Annotated in this window: 15 protein-coding genes and 2 riboswitches; of the genes, 10 read left to right on the top strand and 5 right to left on the bottom strand. The window is 65.1% G+C overall.

Going from position 1 to position 17,103, the window contains the following annotated elements:
- The first annotated feature begins 1 nt into the window (after position 1).
- The 4 genes from cyoD (at position 2) to HR9077_RS18665 (ending at position 2,043) form a co-directional block, all read left to right on the top strand.
- Entirely contained in the window at positions 2–334 is a 333-nt protein-coding gene (gene cyoD / locus HR9077_RS18680; RefSeq protein ID WP_136068813.1) for a cytochrome o ubiquinol oxidase subunit IV, read from the top strand.
- Complete coding sequence (gene cyoE, locus HR9077_RS18675) at positions 327–1,235, top strand: heme o synthase (RefSeq protein WP_244613358.1); 909 nt, start codon at positions 327–329, stop codon at positions 1,233–1,235. The genes cyoD and cyoE overlap by 8 nt, the downstream gene beginning before the upstream one ends.
- 210 nt (positions 1,236–1,445) lie before the next feature.
- On the top strand, positions 1,446–1,760 hold the full coding sequence (locus HR9077_RS18670; RefSeq protein WP_136068812.1) for a type II toxin-antitoxin system RelE/ParE family toxin: 315 nt from the start codon (positions 1,446–1,448) through the stop codon (positions 1,758–1,760).
- Complete coding sequence (locus tag HR9077_RS18665) at positions 1,753–2,043, top strand: helix-turn-helix domain-containing protein (RefSeq protein ID WP_136068811.1); 291 nt, start codon at positions 1,753–1,755, stop codon at positions 2,041–2,043. The genes HR9077_RS18670 and HR9077_RS18665 overlap by 8 nt, the downstream gene beginning before the upstream one ends.
- A gap of 136 nt (positions 2,044–2,179) precedes the next feature.
- Here HR9077_RS18665 and HR9077_RS18660 read toward each other — a convergent pair whose 3' ends face one another.
- The 5 genes from HR9077_RS18660 to HR9077_RS18640 form a co-directional block, all read right to left on the bottom strand.
- Complete coding sequence (locus HR9077_RS18660; protein ID WP_136068810.1) at positions 2,180–4,150, bottom strand: methyl-accepting chemotaxis protein; 1,971 nt, start codon at positions 4,148–4,150, stop codon at positions 2,180–2,182.
- A gap of 151 nt (positions 4,151–4,301) precedes the next feature.
- Entirely contained in the window at positions 4,302–5,354 is a 1,053-nt protein-coding gene (locus HR9077_RS18655) for a L,D-transpeptidase family protein (RefSeq protein ID WP_136068809.1), read from the bottom strand.
- A gap of 154 nt (positions 5,355–5,508) precedes the next feature.
- A complete protein-coding gene (gene thiC, locus HR9077_RS18650) occupies positions 5,509–7,413 on the bottom strand; it encodes a phosphomethylpyrimidine synthase ThiC (RefSeq protein WP_136068808.1) in 1,905 nt (634 codons plus the stop codon).
- Between the two features lie 77 nt (positions 7,414–7,490).
- Positions 7,491–7,621, bottom strand: a riboswitch (TPP riboswitch).
- A 61-nt stretch (positions 7,622–7,682) separates the two neighbouring features.
- Entirely contained in the window at positions 7,683–8,348 is a 666-nt protein-coding gene (gene tenA / locus HR9077_RS18645; RefSeq protein ID WP_136068807.1) for a thiaminase II, read from the bottom strand.
- Positions 8,349–8,413: 65 nt separating this feature from the next.
- Positions 8,414–8,566: riboswitch (TPP riboswitch) on the bottom strand.
- A 64-nt stretch (positions 8,567–8,630) separates the two neighbouring features.
- Positions 8,631–9,383, bottom strand: coding sequence for a GntR family transcriptional regulator (locus tag HR9077_RS18640; protein ID WP_136068806.1), 753 nt, complete (start codon positions 9,381–9,383; stop codon positions 8,631–8,633).
- A gap of 98 nt (positions 9,384–9,481) precedes the next feature.
- Between HR9077_RS18640 and HR9077_RS18635 the strand changes: the two genes are divergently transcribed.
- Genes HR9077_RS18635 through HR9077_RS18610 form a run of 6 tightly spaced genes read left to right on the top strand, consistent with a single transcriptional unit; the run spans position 9,482 to position 17,102 of the window.
- Entirely contained in the window at positions 9,482–10,765 is a 1,284-nt protein-coding gene (locus tag HR9077_RS18635) for a M20 family metallopeptidase (protein ID WP_210725973.1), read from the top strand.
- Positions 10,766–10,813: 48 nt separating this feature from the next.
- Positions 10,814–12,409: an ABC transporter substrate-binding protein gene (locus HR9077_RS18630; protein ID WP_136068805.1), complete on the top strand. Its 1,596-nt coding sequence runs from the start codon at positions 10,814–10,816 to the stop codon at positions 12,407–12,409.
- Between the two features lie 30 nt (positions 12,410–12,439).
- Positions 12,440–13,387, top strand: coding sequence for an ABC transporter permease (locus HR9077_RS18625; RefSeq protein ID WP_136068804.1), 948 nt, complete (start codon positions 12,440–12,442; stop codon positions 13,385–13,387).
- Positions 13,380–14,210: an ABC transporter permease gene (locus tag HR9077_RS18620; protein WP_136068803.1), complete on the top strand. Its 831-nt coding sequence runs from the start codon at positions 13,380–13,382 to the stop codon at positions 14,208–14,210. The genes HR9077_RS18625 and HR9077_RS18620 overlap by 8 nt, the downstream gene beginning before the upstream one ends.
- Positions 14,207–15,895, top strand: a complete 1,689-nt coding sequence (locus tag HR9077_RS18615; RefSeq protein WP_136068802.1) for an ATP-binding cassette domain-containing protein — start codon at positions 14,207–14,209, stop codon at positions 15,893–15,895. The genes HR9077_RS18620 and HR9077_RS18615 overlap by 4 nt, the downstream gene beginning before the upstream one ends.
- Positions 15,882–17,102: a M20 family metallopeptidase gene (locus HR9077_RS18610; protein ID WP_136068801.1), complete on the top strand. Its 1,221-nt coding sequence runs from the start codon at positions 15,882–15,884 to the stop codon at positions 17,100–17,102. The genes HR9077_RS18615 and HR9077_RS18610 overlap by 14 nt, the downstream gene beginning before the upstream one ends.
- Position 17,103: the final 1 nt, after the last annotated feature.

Raw genomic sequence — 17,103 nt, 5'->3', positions numbered from 1 at the left:
TATGAGCGGACAAACCTCTCACGATCAGCACAGTCATGGCAGTGTGCGCTCTTATGTGATCGGTCTGATCGCTTCCCTCGTGCTGACCGTGATCCCGTTCGCGCTCGTCATGACAGGTGCTTTCAGTACCTTGACCACGGTGCTCACCATCGTGGTGACGGCCGTGTTCCAGATCGCGGTGCAGTTGGTGCTGTTCATGCATCTGAACGCCAAGGCGGACGAGGGATGGAAACTTGCGTCAATGGTCTTCACCGTGGCGATCCTGATTCTGATTATCGGCGGTTCGATATGGATCATGCGTCAACTGCATGCGAACGTGATGCTCGGTGGGTAAGTCGTTTCCGGTGAAAGCCAAGGCCTTTGTTTCGCTCACCAAGCCTGGGATCATCTTCGGCAATCTGATCTCCGTGGCGGGGGGCTTCTTCCTGGCCTCGCAGGGCAACGTGGACTTCATGCTCCTGCTGGCCACGGTGATGGGCATTGCGCTGGTGATCGCTTCCGGCTGTGCGTTCAACAACTATATCGATCGCGATATCGACCGGCTGATGGAGCGCACGCAGGACAGGGTGCTGGTTCAGGGGCTGGTGTCGCCCCGGGCGACGCTGGTCTTCGCCACACTGCTGGGGCTGGCCGGCTTCGGCGTGCTGTATGTCGGCACCACGCCGACTGCCCTGCTGTTCGCGGCGATCGGCTTCGCCATCTACGTAGGGCTTTACAGTCTCTACCTGAAGCGCCATTCGGAGTACGGCACGCTGATCGGTAGCCTGTCCGGTGCGGCGCCACCGGTAGTCGGTTACTGTGCGGTCAGCAACGAGTTCGACCTCGGCGCGCTTACGCTGCTGTTGATCTTCTGCCTGTGGCAGATGCCGCACTCCTATGCGATCGCCATCTTTCGCTTCAAGGACTATCGCGCCGCATCGATCCCGGTGCTGCCGGTCGTGCGGGGCGTGAAGACGGCCAAGCACTACATCGCCGGCTATATCCTCGCCTTCCTCGCGGCCACGCTGTTGCTCAGCTTCGCCGGCTATGCCGGTTACGGCTACTTCATCGTCGCCGCGGCGATGGGCGGCTACTGGCTGTACATGGCGCTGGCCGGTTATCGCACGGCCAACGACGAGGCCTGGGCGAAGAAGGTCTTCATCTTTTCGATCTTCACCATCACTGCCCTGAGCGTGATGATGGCGATCGATTTCCAGCTCCCCGGCACGCCGGTGTTGTGGACCTCGCTGCGCTGAGACGCGAATCGCTGACAAGATAGGGTCGCCGAACCAAAGCCACACGTCCGCCGTGTGGCTTTTTTATGTGCCGTATCCGTTCAGGCTGTTGGCCGGGTGCACCAGGGCGGTACCCTGCCTCACCTCTCGACGGTGGGCGCCGGGCGCCTTGAGCCGCTCTTCCTGGCGGCCGCGTTGCGCGGTGTGCGTCAGTGACGTATATTGGGGCGCATGTACACCATTGCCGAAACGGATATCTTCACCAAAGACGCTGACGACCTCTGGGATGAGGAAGAGCGTGGTGAGTTCTACGAATGGTTGGCACTGAATCCTGAGGTGGGGCGGGTTATCCCTGGCTCCGGTGGTTGCCGAAAGGTGCGCTGGCAGCGAGAAAATACGGGAAAGCGCGGTGGTGTACGGGTGATCCACTATAATCGTTTGGAGAATGGCAAGATTTGGCTGCTGGTGATCTATGCCAAGTCGGTTCGGGGAAACATTCCGGCTCCCATTCTCAAGCAAATCAAGGAGGCGCTCGACGATGCGTGACGCTGACTTCATGACCGGCGAAGAGCTGGGCAATAAGCTACTGGAATCCGTGCGCCAGATGAAGCGGGGCGAGGCTGCCCGCGTGACCCGGGTGGAGGTCCCCAAGGCTGCCGAGGTGCGGCACCGCATGGGGCTCTCGCAGCGAGAGTTCGCTGAGCTTCTGAATGTGAGCCCCGGCACACTGCGTGGCTGGGAGCAAGGCCGTCGCGAGCCCACCGGCACTGCGTGTACCTTGCTGCGTGTGGCTGAAAAGCACCCCGAGGCGCTGCGCGACTTGGCGTGATGAATCTTGCCTGACGCGGCACAACGGCCCGCCACCAACGTGGCGGGTTTTATGCATGGGCGCCAGGCATTCCCACGGCCAGCGACCGGCTGATCCAGGTAGGTTCATCGGGCGGGGCCGCCCGATGAATCGCGCCTCAGGCGGGGACGGCATCCCGATGCGTCGGCTGGGGCAGGGCGGCGTGGGCATGCCCGGTGTCGGTGACCGTGAACTGGCCGACCTCCTGGGCCATGTCGACGGCCTGCTCGTCGAGCGACTTGCTCGCGGCCGCGATCTGCTCGACCAGCGCCGCATTCTGCTGGGTGACCTCTTCCAACTGGGCCACGGCCTGATTGATCTGATCGATACCTGCCGATTGCTCGGTGGCGGCGGCCGAGATGTCGCTCACCAGCGAGGCGACCTGGCCGATGCGCGAAGCGATCTCGGCCAGCGTCCCGTGGGTATCCGAGACCAGGCGGCTGCCGGTATCGATGGTCGTGACGTTGCGGCCGATCAATGCGCGGATGCGCTCGGCCTCGCTGGCACTGCGACTGGCGAGCTGGCGGACTTCCGAGGCGACCACCGCGAAGCCGCGACCGTGTTCGCCGGCGCGTGCCGCTTCCACCGAGGCATTCAGCGCCAGCAGGTTGGTCTGGAAGGCGATACCGTCGATGGCCGCGACGATCGCCGTGACCTCCTGGTTGGCGGTATGAATCGCGGTCATCGCCTGGCGAGCCTGGTCGGCAACGTCGCAGGCCTGGGTGGCCTGGCCGGCGACATCCTCGGCAAGATGCTGTGCCTGGCCGGCGTTGTCGGCGGTGTGGCGGACCGTCGCGGTGATCTGCTCCATGCTCGAGGCGGTTTCCACCAGCGATGCGGACTGCTCCTCGGTGCGTTGCGCCAGGTCCTGGTTGCCCTGGGCAATTTCGCCGCTGGCGACCTCGATGGACAGGGCGCTGCTCCGGATGTTGGCCACCAGCCGCTCGGTATCGTCGGTGGCCGCGTTGAAGGCCTGGTAGAGCCGGGAGAGTTCATCGCTGCCGGGGACGGCCAGGCGCTGGGTCAGGTCGCCGCCGCGGTTGGTGACCTCGTGCAGGGTGCGCCTGAGCGGACCGACGATGGCGCGCACGATGGCCAGGGTGAGCGCCAGGGTGAGCAGCGAGGCCAGGCCGGCGATGCCGACATAGCTCCACAGGTCGATGCGGGCGTCGCTGCGCAGGGCCTGGGCCGTGGTCAGTATCTCTTCCGTGACGGCGTCTTCCACTGTCTTGAGCCGGCCGATCTTGACCGTCTGCCAATCGAACCACTGCTGCGGGTCGACCCCGAAACCGCCCCGGTCGGCACGCTCGATGGCCAGTTCGCGCAGCCCGGCCAGGCGATCGATCTCGGGGCCCGATAGCGCCCGCTGATAATGGTCGTGCATCGTGGCGGTAGCCAGCGTGTCGAAGCCCTCGAGGAACGCGGCTTCCTCGCCGATCAGATTCATGAACCGGCGATGCAGTGCCGGAGGCATCCGGTCGGCGGCGAAGGCGTTGGCCAGCAGGGCGCGCTCGATGCCGGCGAGGTCCTTGGCTTCCAGCAGGTTGTAATAGGCCGCCAGGCGGCGGGCGATGCTGGCCTCGGCGGTCACATGGCTCAGCGTGCCGGTCAGGTTCATCAGCGCGGCGTTGATGGCGGTGTAGTGGCTCAGGGCATCGCCGACCGGGACGTCCAGCGCGTCCACGCGGCGACGCAGGCCCGGCGTGGCGTCGAGTCGCTGGCGGGCCGCGTCGATCTGGGCGTTCAGCTCCGTGCCCAGCAGGCGGCTATCGAGTGCATCGAGACTGGCCAGGAGCGTGGCCGCCTGGGCGTCCGTGGCCGGGCGCTGGTCGCCCAGCTCGCTGCGGAAGGTGTTGCCTTCACTGCCCAGAAAGCCTGCCGTCATGCCGCGTTCGCGCTGGATTTCGTGAACGAGGTTACCGGCCTGCCGGGCCAGGGTGGTCAGCGATTGGAGCCGCTCCATGTTGGCGACGACCCTCTGTCGCTCGACGATGCCGGTCACGGCGAAGAACAGCATGGCCAGCACGGGCAGGGCCAGGGCAAGCATGAACTTGCGACTGATGGGGATGCGGTGCAAAAGGTGCTTCATTGGGGACCTTTCCTGAACGGGAGTGATGAGTTCGGCAGGAAGGGTGGGGGCGTGCTGCTATCTCCGGTCAAGGGACGGCTCTCCTGCCAATTGTCTATATCGGCAGGAGAGCCGCCGTGTTGATGGGAAAGGCTTGGGATACTGACCTGGGTCAGGGGCGTGTCTCTTGTGCCGGCGATGCCTCGATCAAGTGGTAGAGAGAGGGGGCGAGCACCAACTGATCGTAGAAATGGTAGGGCACCTCGAACGGGGCCTCGGTCAGCATCACGGAGTGCGGGATCCCGTCGGCCGTGACCGCCAGTTCCTGCAATCGGGCGTAATCGACGAGAACGCCATGCTGGTTGGCTGCCTCGGTCACGGCGGCGAAGGTCTCTGCGATACGCTCGGACCGGGCTTCCGGGGTGGTCTCGAGAACCGGATGGCTCTGTACCTCCAGCGTGCCGCGCGATGTCCAGCCGAGCTTGACCGGTTGATCGATCAGGCGCACCGCGGTGCCGACCGGCACGCGGTGGATCAGGTCGGCGATATCCCCGGGCAGCATGCGAATGCAGCCGTGCGAGACGCGCATGCCGACCCCCGCCGGGCGGTTGGTGCCGTGGATCAGGTAGCCCGGCAGGTCGAGGATCAGGGCGTGCTCGCCCAGCGGATTGTCGGGCCCGGGCGGCACCACGCGGGGCAGCGTCTCGCCGCGCCTGGCGCGCTCCTCGATGATGCTCTGCGGCGGATACCAGGCGGGGTCCTCGATCTTGGCGGTGATCGTCGTCCGGCCGAGCGGGGTCTGCCAGTCCATGCGGCCGACGCCGATGGGGTAGGTCTCGACGCGCGGCGTCGCGCCTTGCGGGGTATCCGGGTAATAGTACAGGCGCATCTCGGCCAGGTTGACGACGATGCCCTCGCGCGGGCCCGGCGGCAGGATGAAGCGAGTGGGAACCACCACTTCGGTGCCTTCGCCCGGGACCCAGACGTTGGTCTGCGGATTGGCGCGGACCATGCCGTTGTAGCCGACGCCGTGACGCAGGCCGATGTCGATCAGCGTGTCCTCGCCGCTGGCCGATACGGTTTGTACCTGGCCGACCAGGTCACCCGCTTCGGGCAGCGGATAATGGCCCACCGTGTCGCCCTCGGCAGCCTGGGCCATGGTCAGTCGCGACAGCGCCAGCAATCCCGCCAGCAGGAGTGCCCTGCCACCTAGTCTCTTGCGCATGCTGAGTTCCTTTCCCTGTGCCTGCCATCCGGTGTGTCATCGCCGGTACGCTAAACTACCCCGCGCCCCGGGTCCATGACGAGTCGGCAAAAGCAGTGCACGAGCGACGCCGCACCGAGGCGCGGTGCGGCGTCGTCGGAGGCCGACGGTGCGGTCAGATTTCGCGATACAGCTCGGCGCCCTGCTCGCGGAACTTCTCCGCCTGCTCCTCCATGCCTTTCATCACTGCTTGCCGATCACCGTTCAGGCCATGTTCATTGGCATAGTCGCGTACTTCCTGGCTGATCTTCATCGAGCAGAACTTGGGTCCGCACATCGAGCAGAAATGTGCCACCTTGGCCGCATCCTTGGGCAGCGTTTCGTCGTGGTATTCGCGCGCGGTGTCCGGATCGAGCCCCAGATTGAACTGGTCTTCCCAGCGAAACTCGAAGCGCGCCTTGGACAGGGCGTTGTCACGGCGCTGAGCGGCTGGGTGACCTTTTGCGAGATCAGCGGCATGGGCAGCGATCTTGTAGGTGATGATGCCGGTCTTGACGTCGTCCTTGTTGGGCAGGCCCAGGTGCTCCTTGGGCGTGACGTAGCAGAGCATCGCGCAGCCATACCAGCCGATCATTGCCGCCCCGATGCCCGAGGTGATGTGGTCGTAGCCCGGTGCGATGTCGGTGACCAGCGGACCGAGGGTATAGAAAGGCGCTTCATCGCAGTATTCGAGCTGCTTGTCCATGTTCTCCTTGATCAGGTGCATGGGGACGTGGCCCGGGCCCTCGATCATCACTTGAACGTCGTGCTTCCAGGCAATCTTCGTCAATTCACCCAGGGTCTCGAGTTCGGCGAACTGCGCTTCGTCGTTGGCATCCGCCACCGAGCCGGGGCGCAGGCCATCGCCCAGCGAGAAGGCCACGTCGTAGCGCTTGCAGATCTCGCAGATATCTTCGAAGTGGCTGTAGAGGAAGCTCTCCTGGTGATGGTAGAGGCACCACTTGGCCATGATCGAGCCGCCGCGCGAGACGATGCCGGTGACCCGCCGGGCGGTGAGCGGCACGTAGCGCAGCAGCACGCCGGCGTGAATGGTGAAGTAATCCACGCCCTGTTCCGCCTGCTCGATCAGGGTGTCGCGGAAGATCTCCCAGGTCAGGTTCTCGGCCACACCCCCGACCTTCTCCAGCGCCTGGTAGATTGGCACGGTGCCGATCGGTACCGGCGAGTTGCGCACGATCCACTCACGGGTCTCGTGAATGTTCTGCCCGGTGGAGAGATCCATGATGGTATCCGCGCCCCAGCGAATGCCCCAGGTCATCTTGTCGACCTCGTCCTCGATGGAGGAGGTGACCGCCGAGTTGCCCAGGTTGCCGTTGATCTTCACCAGGAAGTTGCGGCCGATGATCATCGGCTCGGATTCCGGGTGGTTGATGTTGCAGGGAATGATCGCCCGGCCGGCGGCGACCTCGTCGCGCACGAATTCCGGCGTGATCTCCTCCGGCAGGCGTGCACCGAAGCCCTGGCCCGGATGCTGGTGGCCGAGGATCCGCTCGACTTCTTCCGTGCCCGAGTACTTGGTGGAGAGCGCTTGCCGACGCTGATTCTCGCGGATGGCGATGAATTCCATCTCGGGGGTGACGATGCCCTGGCGGGCGTAGTGCAGCTGGGTGACGTTGCGGCCCTCCCTGGCGCGGCGTGGGGTGCGGGTCAGCTCGAAGCGCAGCGGGGCCAGCAGGGGGTCGTTGGCGCGCTGGCGGCCGTAGTCCGAGGTCGGGCCGTCGAGGAGCTCGGTGTCGTCGCGCTCGTCGATCCAGGCGCGGCGCAGCTCGAACAGGCCGCGGCGCAGGTCGATACATGCATCGGGATCGGTGTAGGGCCCCGAGGTGTCGTAGACCAGCAGCGGCGGGTTCGCCTCGTCGGCGCCGGAGGTCCTGGTCGGCGACAGCGTGATCTCGCGAAACGGCACGCGAATGCCGGCTCGTGTGCCCTCGACATGGATCTTGCGCGAGCCGGGAAGGGCCTGGATGGCGGCGGCGTCGACGCGCGCCGTCTCGGCGAGGAAATGGGTGGTCTTGCTCATGCGGTGTACTCCCTTGGGGTTGTGTCTTGTCAGGGAGGACAGGTAGGACGGACAGGGGCAGTGCACCGGTGCGGAGAATCTGCCTGTCGCTTGATCCCTACGCTGGTCCTAGCCAGGTCAGGTTCAACGGGCCCCACCGTGACGACGCGCTGACTAGCGTGTCGTAGGGTGATCTCAGCCGTTTCCAACGGCACCCCGTCAAGCGTCGGCGCCGCCAGGCGGCGCCGGATTGTCCGGGCACTCAATCACGCCCGGTTTCGGCAGAGGGCTCAGACGGACTGATCCAGCCCCATCTGCCAGAAATCGATCTCCAGTCGGGTGGCGTCACGGAAGATCGTGACGAGTTGCTCGAAACGCGAGGCGTCGAGCGTTGCAAGGCGTTCGTCCAGCCAGGCGGTTTCGGCATGCATCGCCTGCTGAAACTCGTCACTGGCATACATGGCGATCCAGTCGGCGTAAGGATTGCCGTCATGGCGTGTAAACGGTTGGGCGTTGAGCCAGTTGGCGATCTCGCCGTAACCGATCAGGCACGGCGCCAGGGCGACGTGCAGATCGAGCAGGTCGCCCCGGCTGCCGGTATCCAGCACGTAGCGGGTGTAGGCCAGCGTGGCACGGGCTTCGGGCAGCCTGGCCAGGTCGTCCTCGCCGATTCCCCACTCGCGGCAGTAGCCGACATGCAGGTCGAGTTCCACATCGAGGATGGTCCTGAGCCCATCGTAGGCCTGGCGTAGCTCGGCAAGCGTATGGCTCTTGTAGGCCGCCAGGGCATAGGCGCGGGCGAAATGGACCAGGAACAGGTAGTCCTGCTGCAGGTAATGGCGGAATGCCTCGGGCGCGAGACTGCCGGCGCCCAGCCGAGCGACGAAGTCATGTTCGCAGTAGGCGCGCCAGTCGGCCTGGCAGGCGGTCTTGAGGTCGGCAAAGCGGTAAGTCACGTCGTGCTCCTGTCGTGGCGCTTGGGCGCCGCGATAATGGCACGCAGGGAATCTCGCGAAGGGAAGGTCTACCCAGGCTTGATCCCTACGCCGGTACACTTTCCCTTCTTTCTCGAAGACGGGAAATTACCCGGATCAGGTTCTGCGGGATCAACCCTGGCGTGCAATGCACGCATGGATCATCTCAGCCGGTCCCACCGGCACCCCGTCAAGCGTGCGCGCTCGAGGCGCGCAGGGAGCAGTCTGGGCCAGGGGTGAGGGAGGGTCAAGCGACGAGAGGTATCAGCGGATCTCGTTGATGTAGATCAGATCATCGGTCACCGCGCGATGGTGGGCGATCAATACCGGCCGGCTGAGCTGGTCGAACGACACTTCGTCGATCGCCAGTACCGCATGCGGCGTTTTCAGGTCAAGCAGCCGGCAATCCTCATCGTCGGCGAGTCGGGCCTGCAGCCGTTCGCGGACGGCGGCGATGCGGATGTCGAGACGTTCGAAAAGATGGCGATAGAGCAGATCGGGCAGCTCGTCCAGCGAGGCGGGAAACCCCGGCACCCTGGCTGTGACGAAGGTCATTCGTTCGTGCATCGCTGGCCGGTCATCGATCAGGCGCAGCCGGTGCAGGCGGAGCACTGCGTCATCGGCGGCGCAACCCAGCAGCTCTGCCTCCCTCGCGGTGGCGTTTCCCGGCTGCATGTCGAGCCAGCGGGTCGTCGAGCGCAGTAGTTGGCCGTGTCGATCGTGCAGGCGGAAATACTGGAAGAAGTACTTGAGGTTGTGATGCGGCGCCCGCCCGGTAACCACCGTGCCCGTCTTGCGACGGCGCATCACCAGCCCCTCCTGGGTCAGCTCCGTGAGCGCCCGGCGCATGGTGCCCACCGAGACGCCGAACTCACGGGCTAGTGCGGTCTCGCCGGGCAGTACCTCGCCTGCACTCCACTGGCCCATGAGGATGGCTTCCGAGAGGTGGCGTTTGACGACTTCGTACAGTGGTGCGCTCTGCGAGGTGGTCAGTCGTTCGAAACAGGGTGTAGTCATTGGAAAGGTTTATCACGCTGGCGGAGACTTGACCATTATACCAAAGCCTGCTTATCTATAATCTTTATAGAAATACAAAAACGCTGACAGGAGTGGCCATGTCCCTCGAACGTGCCCTCGCCGCGATTGCCGCGACTCCCCGGCAGATGATCGATGACCTGGCGGCCATGATCGCTTGCGATACCTCCTTTCCACCAGGAAGCGGTTACGCTAGCTTCGCCGAACTGATGACGACCTTGCTGGAGCCGTTGGATTTCGCGTTCGAGCGGGTCCGCGTGCCCGAATCGCTTTGGCGGACTCGGCAGGGCGATGCGGAGGGAGCGCGCGTCAACCTGATCGCGCGGCCGGTTGGAGCGGTCCCCGATCCCGCGCGCACCTGTAACCTCTACTTTCATACCGACACGGTACCGCCTGGCGATGGCTGGACGCGGCCGCCGCTGGCATTGACGCAGGAGAGCGGGCGTCTCTACGGGCGCGGTTCGGCGGACATGAAAGGGTCCATCGCGGCAGCACTGATGGCGGTCAGGTCGGCTCGGTTACATGGGGTCGAGTTGCGCTTCGATCCCGTCTTCCTGCTCTGTACCGACGAGGAGGGCGGGCTCTATCCCGGTATCCGTTATCTTGCCGAGCAGGGCCGGGTCGAAGGGCATCTGCTCAGTTACAACGGCGGCGCTGCACCGCGCATCTGGGGTGGCTGCTTTGGCAGCATCGACCTGGCCATTCGCGTCGAGGGGCGTGGCGCCCATTCCGGCGATCCGGGCGATGGCGTCAACGCCTTCGAGGCCGCCCTGCCGATCGTGAATGCCCTGCACGCGCTGAAACCGGTGGTAGAAGCACGGGTATCGGCGATGCCAGCGCCGCCCCATTTCAAGGGCGAACCGCTTCGCTCTCGGTTGACCCTTGCTGCTGGCCATGGCGGTAGCAAGGGGTCGTCGCTGCCGGCGCGCTTCGACCTGCTGGTCAACCGCCGCTATGCCCCGGAAGAGCGCTTCGATGATGTCATGGCGGAACTGGAATCGGCCATCGCCGTCGGCCAGCGGCGATCCAACGCCGTGAACGTCAGTCACGAGATCATCGGCCACCTGGCGCCGGTGAGCGATCCCGGCGGTCCCCACTGGCCGCGTTGGCAGGCGGCGCTGGCGCATGGCTTCGGTTATGCCGCAGATGATTTCCGTCGCTGGGGAGCTTCCACCAGTTCCGACATGGGCTGGGTACAGCAGGCCGGCATCCAGGAAATTCTCCTCGGCGGGCTGTCGCGGCCCGACAACGCCACCCATGCGCCGGACGAGTTCACCACCCTCGACGACCTGATTGCGCTGGCCCAGGCCACGCTGCTCTATCTCGCCGACGACTTCCAGCCGTCTGTGCCGCCAGCCCAGTGAGGCGCGGCGACTCCATCACCACAACAATAGTAATAAGAGGATCCCCTCATGAAGTATTCCCTGACTCGCCGGCGTTTTCTTGCCGGCTCCGCGGCTACTGTCGCCACACTGCTGATGCCCGCCGCTGGACGCTTTGGCCAAGCTCTTGCCCAAGGCGATGTGGGCATTGAGGGCGCGACACTCAGGGTCAGCGTCGATCAGGCGGCGGCAGTGCTCAACCCGCTGCGGGCGCGGGTCAATCCCGAGTACCTGCTGGCGGAGCTACTCTACAGCGGGCTGACCCGCCTCGATGCCGAGATGCGACCGCAGCCGGATCTGGCAAGCGAGTGGGAAGCCAGCGACGATCTGAGGCAATGGACCTTCCATTTGCGCCAGGGATTGAAGTTTCATGACGGCTCTTCCTGCAGTGCCGAGGATGTGGCTGCTTCCTTCGCCGCGATTCTCGATCCGAAGACCGCCTCTCCCGCTCAGCGTAACGTCGGGCCGATCCAGGCGGTCACCGCCAGCGACGCTACCACCGTAGTGATCGAACTGAGCGCGCCGTACGCCGATCTGCCCACTTCGCTGGCCTATCCCGACGCCAAGATCGTGCCTGCCGACATCGCCCGTGGCGACCTGAACCGGCTGTCGCGTGAAGCGATCGGCACCGGCCCGTTCAAGCTGGTCTCTTTCGAGCCCGAGAGTCGCATCGTGGTCGAGCGCAATACGGAATACTACGCCCCTGAACGCCCCAGGGTCGCGCGGGTCGAGGTGCTGGTCTATCCGGACACCACCGCCGAGGGCTCTGCACTGATTGCCGGCGACACTGACCTGATGCTGGAACTCGCGGCGACCGAATACGAGCGCCTGAACAGCGCCGATGGTGTCGAGACACTGCACGTGCCCTCAGGGCAGTTTCTCAACGTCAACATGGATTGCAGCAGGCCGCCGTTCGACGACGTACGCGTGCGTCAGGCGCTGGCGCTGACCGTTGACCGCGAGGCGATGGTGGCGTTCACCGCCAATGGTTTCGGCACGCAGGGCAATGACACGCCGATCAACGCGGCCTATCCGTTCTACGCCAAGCAGCCCAAACGCAAGCCCGATCCGGCGCGTGCCAAGGCGCTGCTCGAGGAGGCCGGTTATGGCGGCGGCCTCGATCTCACCCTGGTCGCTTCCGACAGCCCACCCACGCGCACGCCGCTGGCAGTGGCACTGCGCGAGATGGCGGCGCCGGCCGGTTTCCGCATCGAGGTACAGACCATCGCCCACAGTACCTACCTGGAGCAGGTGTGGAAGAAGGGCCAGTTCTATGTCGGTTTCTACAACATGCAGCCGACGGTGGATTCGGTATTCTCGCTGCTCTACACCAGCGAGGCGCCGTGGAACGAGACGCATTGGAACAATGCCGAGTTCGACCGGCTCGTCGCCGAGGCAAGCCAGACCGCCGATGAGGCGAAGCGCAGCGAACTCTACGCCAGGGCGCAGCAGTTGATGCACGAACAGGTACCCTCGGTGATTCCGGTTTTTTTCGATCGGTTGGCAGCCAGGCGCGAGCGGGTCGAGGGGTTCGAGCCCAACCCGCGCGGCGCGGTTCAGCGTCTCGACTTCGTCGGCCTGGGTGGCGATAGCGGAGAGAGCCGGGAGAGCAGCGATGCCGGCTAGTGCCTGCCAGTCGCTCGCGGGAGGCGTGCGATGACCGCGGCCTATCTCGGGCGACGGCTGTTGACCATCGTCTACACGCTGCTGGTCGTCTCGCTGCTGGTTTTCGGCATGACCCAGTTGCTGCCGGCAGACGCGGCGGTCACGCTGCTCGGCGCTTCCGCTACTCCGCAGTCGCTGGCCCAGGTTCGTGCTCAACTGGGGCTGGACCAGCCGGCCTGGCTGCAGTACTGGCACTGGCTGAGCGGGATCGCCGCGGGTGATTTCGGTCGCTCGATGCGTACCGGTCAGGATGTCGCCGCGATGATGTTCCCGGCGCTGGGCCGCTCGCTGCTGCTGGCACTGCTCGCGCTCGTGCTGATGCTGGCGGTGGCCATTCCGCTGGGGATCGTTGCGGCGCTGCATCGGGGGCGGGCAATGGACCTCGTCGTCGCCATGGTCTCCTATATCGGCATCTCGGTGCCCGAATTCGTGACCGCGACCGTGGTCGCGCTGCTGTTCGCCGATTTTCTCGGCTGGCTGCCCGCCACCGGTTATGTTCCGGTCACCGAAAGCATTGGTGGCTGGCTGGCGCACATGGTGCTGCCGACGCTGACGGTGTCGATGATTCTGGTCGCCCACGTCTCGCGCATGGTGCGTTCCGAGATGGTCGACGTGCTCGCCAGCGACTATGTGCGCGCGGCGCACCTCAAGGGGCTATCGCCACGTCGTGTCGTGCTTCACCACGCGCTGCGCAACGCGCTGCTGCCGACCATCACCATCGTCGCGCTGGATGTAGGTTATCTGCTCGGCGGCATCATCGTGGTCGAGGAGATCTTCGCCATTCCCGGCATCGGTCGCGCCCTGATCGTCGCGGTGCAGAATCGTGACCTGCCGGCTATCCAGGCCGGCGTGTTAATCATCGCCGCCACCTATGCCTTGGCCAACTTCCTGGCCGATCTGGCTTATGCCTGGCTCGACCGACGGATTCAATATGCCTGATACCCTCAAGGCGCTCGTACGTTCGCCCCAAGGGGTGGTTGGCGTCGCCATCTGCCTGCTGGCGCTGATCCTGGTTGTACTGGGGCCGTGGCTGGCGCCCTATGACCCCAATGCACTGTCGTTCACCGCGCGCTACCAGCCGCCCGACCTCGACCACTGGTTCGGCACCGACCAGATGGGGCGTGACCTGTTCAGTCGGGTGATGGTCGGCGCTCACGCGACCATCGTGATGTCGCTGTTGGCGACCGCCATCGCCATGCTCCTCGGTGCCGTCGTTGGCACGCTCAGCGCCTATCTCGGCGGTCGTGTCGACGAGGCGATCATGCGCACCATGGACGCGATCATGGCCATTCCCAGCCTGCTGTTCGCGCTGCTGATCGTGTCTACCCTGGGCAAGAGCGATATCAACGCGGTGGCGGCGATCGCCATCGCCTTCACCCCGGGCATGGTGCGGGTGGCGCGCAGCGTGGCGCTCGCCGTGCGCACCCAGGATTATGTCAGCGCCGCCATCGTGCGCGGTGAGTCGACCCGCTTCATCGTGCTTCGCGAGATGCTGCCCAACATCGTCGCGCCGGTTATCGTCGAGGGCACCGTGCGTGTCGCCTTCGCGGTAATGCTGTTCGCCACCCTGAGCTTCCTTGGGCTGGGAGCGCAGCCGCCCTCCTCGGAATGGGGGCTAATGGTCTCCGAGGCGCGCAGCCATCTGTTCACCGCGCCGTGGATGATGATCATGCCGGGCTTCTGCATCGCGTTGGTGGCGATCGGTTTCAACTTGCTGGGAGACGGCCTGCGCGATGCCCTCAATCCAAGGAGTCGCGTATGAGTTTGCCTTTGCTGTCGGTCAGCGACTATTCGTTGAGCTACCTTACCCCGCGAGGGCCGCTCGAGGTGCTCGAGCATGTCGATATCGACGTGACGCAAGGAGAGGTGGTCGGTGTGGTTGGCGAGTCCGGCTCGGGCAAGACCTCTCTGGCGTGGGCAATCATGCGCTATCTTGCGCGCAACGCGGTCGAGGGCGGTGGCTCTATTCGTCTCGGTGCGGATGATCTGACCACCCTCGAACCGCGACGCCTGTGTGCGCTGCGAGGCGGTCGCCTGGGTATGGTGTTCCAGGATCCGAGCGCGGCGCTTAATCCGACTCTGACGCTGGGTTCGCAGTTAATTGAAATGATCCGTCGCCACCGCCGGGCTTCGCGCACTGAGGCGCGAGCCCTCGCCATTGCTGCGCTGGGGGATGTCGATCTCAAGCAGCCCGAGGCAATGCTTGCGCGCTTTCCCCATCAACTCTCCGGCGGCGAGAAACAGCGGGCCCTGATCGCCGGCGCCTTCGCCTGTCGTCCTGCCTGCCTGATCTTCGACGAGCCGACCACGGCATTGGACGTGATCAATGCCGCCCAGGTACTCGACCTGTTTGCGCGGCTGCGTGAGGATACCGGCGTCGCCGCCCTTTACATCTCCCACGATCTGGCGCTGGTGTCGCGGATCGCCGATCGGGTCTGCGTATTGGAGAAGGGCCGGATCGTCGAGCGCTCGCCAGCGCGGGAGATCTTCGCCGCCCCGACGCACCCCTATACGCGCCGTCTGGTGGCGGCGGTACCGGATCCGCGGCGACGGCTGCTCGACGAGAGTCCCGACAAGGCCTCTCAGCCTCTGCTGTCAATGCGTGGCATCGGTGTCGACTACGGCCGCCACTCGTGGCTGGCGCGTTGGTTGGATCGCCCGGATCGCCGTTTTCGCGCCCTGGCGCCGATGGATCTGGACATCGCCCCCGGCGAGATCGTCGGTGTCGTTGGCGAATCCGGCTCGGGCAAGTCGACCCTGGCCAAGGCGTTGACCGGGCTGGTCGACCACCCTGGAGAGATTGACTTCGATGGCCAGCGCGTGGCGACGCGTGGCAGGCTGCGCGATGACTATCGTCGCCGTGTCCAACTGATATTCCAGCATCCCGATGCGTCGCTCAATCCGCGCCATCGGGTCACGGAGTTGATCGGGCGCAGCTATCGGCTGTTCGGGCTGCCCGAGGGCGAGACCCTGGCACAGGCGGTCGCCCGCTCGCTCAGGGAAGTGCGCCTGGAGCCGGCGCTGGCGCGGCGCTATCCCCACGAGCTTTCCGGCGGCCAGAAGCAGCGCGTGGCGATCGCCCGTGCCTTCGCCGCACGTCCGGACCTGGTGATCTGCGACGAGATCACCGCCGCGCTCGACGTCTCGGTCCAGGCCAGTGTGATCGAACTGCTGCTGTCGCTGCGCCGGCACCATGGCACGGCCTATCTGTTCATCACTCACGACATCAATCTGATCCAGCAGATCGCCCACCGAATTGCGGTGATGTATCGCGGTGACCTGGTCGAACTGCTCAGCGCCGAGGCCATGGCCGCCGGGCCGGCGCACGCTTATACCCGGGCGCTGCTGGCGGCGACGCCGTTGCCAGTCTCGCGTCCGTCGGTCCCCTCCGTCGTATCCCATGCCACCGCACAACCACAAGGAACACCGCCTCATGATGTCCGATGAGCTGCTTGCCCGTGTCGACGATGACTTCTGCCTCGACTTCCTCGCCCGCATGGTACGCCACAAGAGCTACAGCGAGAGCCACGGCGAACTCGAACTGGCGCGCTGGATGGACGCCCGGATGCGCGAGTTGGGGCTGGAGTCGGCGCTGCAGGACGTGCCGGGTGGTCGCGCCAACGCCATCGGCCGCCTGCCTGGGGCCGGCGGCGGCAAGAGTCTGCTGTTCAACGGGCACCTGGATACCAACCCAGTCACCGAGGGCTGGACGGTAGACCCGTGGGGGGGTGTATTCGACGAGCGTTTCATCTACGGCATCGGCGTGTCCAACATGAAAGCCGGCGACGCCGCCTACTTCTGCGCGCTCAAGACGTTGATCGATGCCGGTGTGCGGCTCAAGGGCGACGTGATCCTGACCTATGTGGTCGGTGAACTGCAGGGTGGCATCGGCACGGTGGCGGCGATCGAGCAGGGCATCGCGGCGGACTGTTTCATCAACTCCGAACCCACCGACCTGCAGGCGCTGACCATGCACGCGGGCTCGCTTATCTGGACCATCGAACTGACCGGCAAGACGCGCCATCTGTCCAAGCGCGGCGAGGCGGTCGACGCCCTGGCCGCCGCTACCGAACTGGTGCCACTGATCAACGCCGCCACCTTCAGCGGGGTGAAGTCCGAGGAGCACCGCAAGGTCAATCTCGGTCATGTCGGTGTGGTGCACGCCGCGCTCGGGCGCGAACTCTACGAGTGGCGGCCGCCCCAGGTGGCCGACTTTGCCCGGCTACGCGGCAGCTGTCGCTATGCGCCGGGACAGACCGAAGAGAGCGTGCTGGCGGATCTGCGCGAGATTCTCGATGGCCTGGAGACCCGCCATCCCGGTCTCGAGGCGACACTGATCCCCGAGCGCCAGGAAGGCAAGCCGACCATGGCGCCATTCGAGGTCGACCCCGCGGCGGCCATCGTCCAGGCGGTGAACGCCGCCTACGAAAAGGTGCGCGGCGAGCCTCAGCCGACTGGCGTGTTCGCGCCGCCGGCCTATTTTGGCACCGACGCGGCGCACTTCTACCAGCGTCTCGGCATGCAGGGCGTTGTCTGTGGGCCCGGCGGCAAGTACAACACCATGCCGGACGAGCGCGTCGAGATCCGTGACTATCTCGACATGGTGCGGATCTACCTGCTGGCGATTCTCACCGTGTGCGAAGTGGCGGACTAGA

Source organism: Modicisalibacter radicis, assembly GCF_900961225.1.
Lineage (GTDB): Bacteria > Pseudomonadota > Gammaproteobacteria > Pseudomonadales > Halomonadaceae > Modicisalibacter.
The sequence above is the reverse complement of the archived record's forward strand: the minus strand, read 5'-3'. Positions and strand labels throughout refer to the sequence as shown.

Bases quoted from the DNA above. Each gene is read 5' to 3' on its own strand.
- cyoD (WP_136068813.1), top strand. From the start codon at position 2: ATGAGCGGACAAACCTCTCACGATCAGCACAGTCATGGCAGTGTGCGC.
- HR9077_RS18670 (WP_136068812.1), top strand. From the start codon at position 1,446: ATGTACACCATTGCCGAAACGGATATCTTCACCAAAGACGCTGACGAC.
- HR9077_RS18665 (WP_136068811.1), top strand. From the start codon at position 1,753: ATGCGTGACGCTGACTTCATGACCGGCGAAGAGCTGGGCAATAAGCTA.
- HR9077_RS18660 (WP_136068810.1), bottom strand. From the start codon at position 4,150: ATGAAGCACCTTTTGCACCGCATCCCCATCAGTCGCAAGTTCATGCTT.
- HR9077_RS18655 (WP_136068809.1), bottom strand. From the start codon at position 5,354: ATGCGCAAGAGACTAGGTGGCAGGGCACTCCTGCTGGCGGGATTGCTG.
- thiC (WP_136068808.1), bottom strand. From the start codon at position 7,413: ATGAGCAAGACCACCCATTTCCTCGCCGAGACGGCGCGCGTCGACGCC.
- HR9077_RS18640 (WP_136068806.1), bottom strand. From the start codon at position 9,383: ATGACTACACCCTGTTTCGAACGACTGACCACCTCGCAGAGCGCACCA.
- HR9077_RS18635 (WP_210725973.1), top strand. From the start codon at position 9,482: ATGTCCCTCGAACGTGCCCTCGCCGCGATTGCCGCGACTCCCCGGCAG.
- HR9077_RS18630 (WP_136068805.1), top strand. From the start codon at position 10,814: ATGAAGTATTCCCTGACTCGCCGGCGTTTTCTTGCCGGCTCCGCGGCT.
- HR9077_RS18625 (WP_136068804.1), top strand. From the start codon at position 12,440: ATGACCGCGGCCTATCTCGGGCGACGGCTGTTGACCATCGTCTACACG.
- HR9077_RS18620 (WP_136068803.1), top strand. From the start codon at position 13,380: ATGCCTGATACCCTCAAGGCGCTCGTACGTTCGCCCCAAGGGGTGGTT.
- HR9077_RS18615 (WP_136068802.1), top strand. From the start codon at position 14,207: ATGAGTTTGCCTTTGCTGTCGGTCAGCGACTATTCGTTGAGCTACCTT.
- HR9077_RS18610 (WP_136068801.1), top strand. From the start codon at position 15,882: ATGATGTCCGATGAGCTGCTTGCCCGTGTCGACGATGACTTCTGCCTC.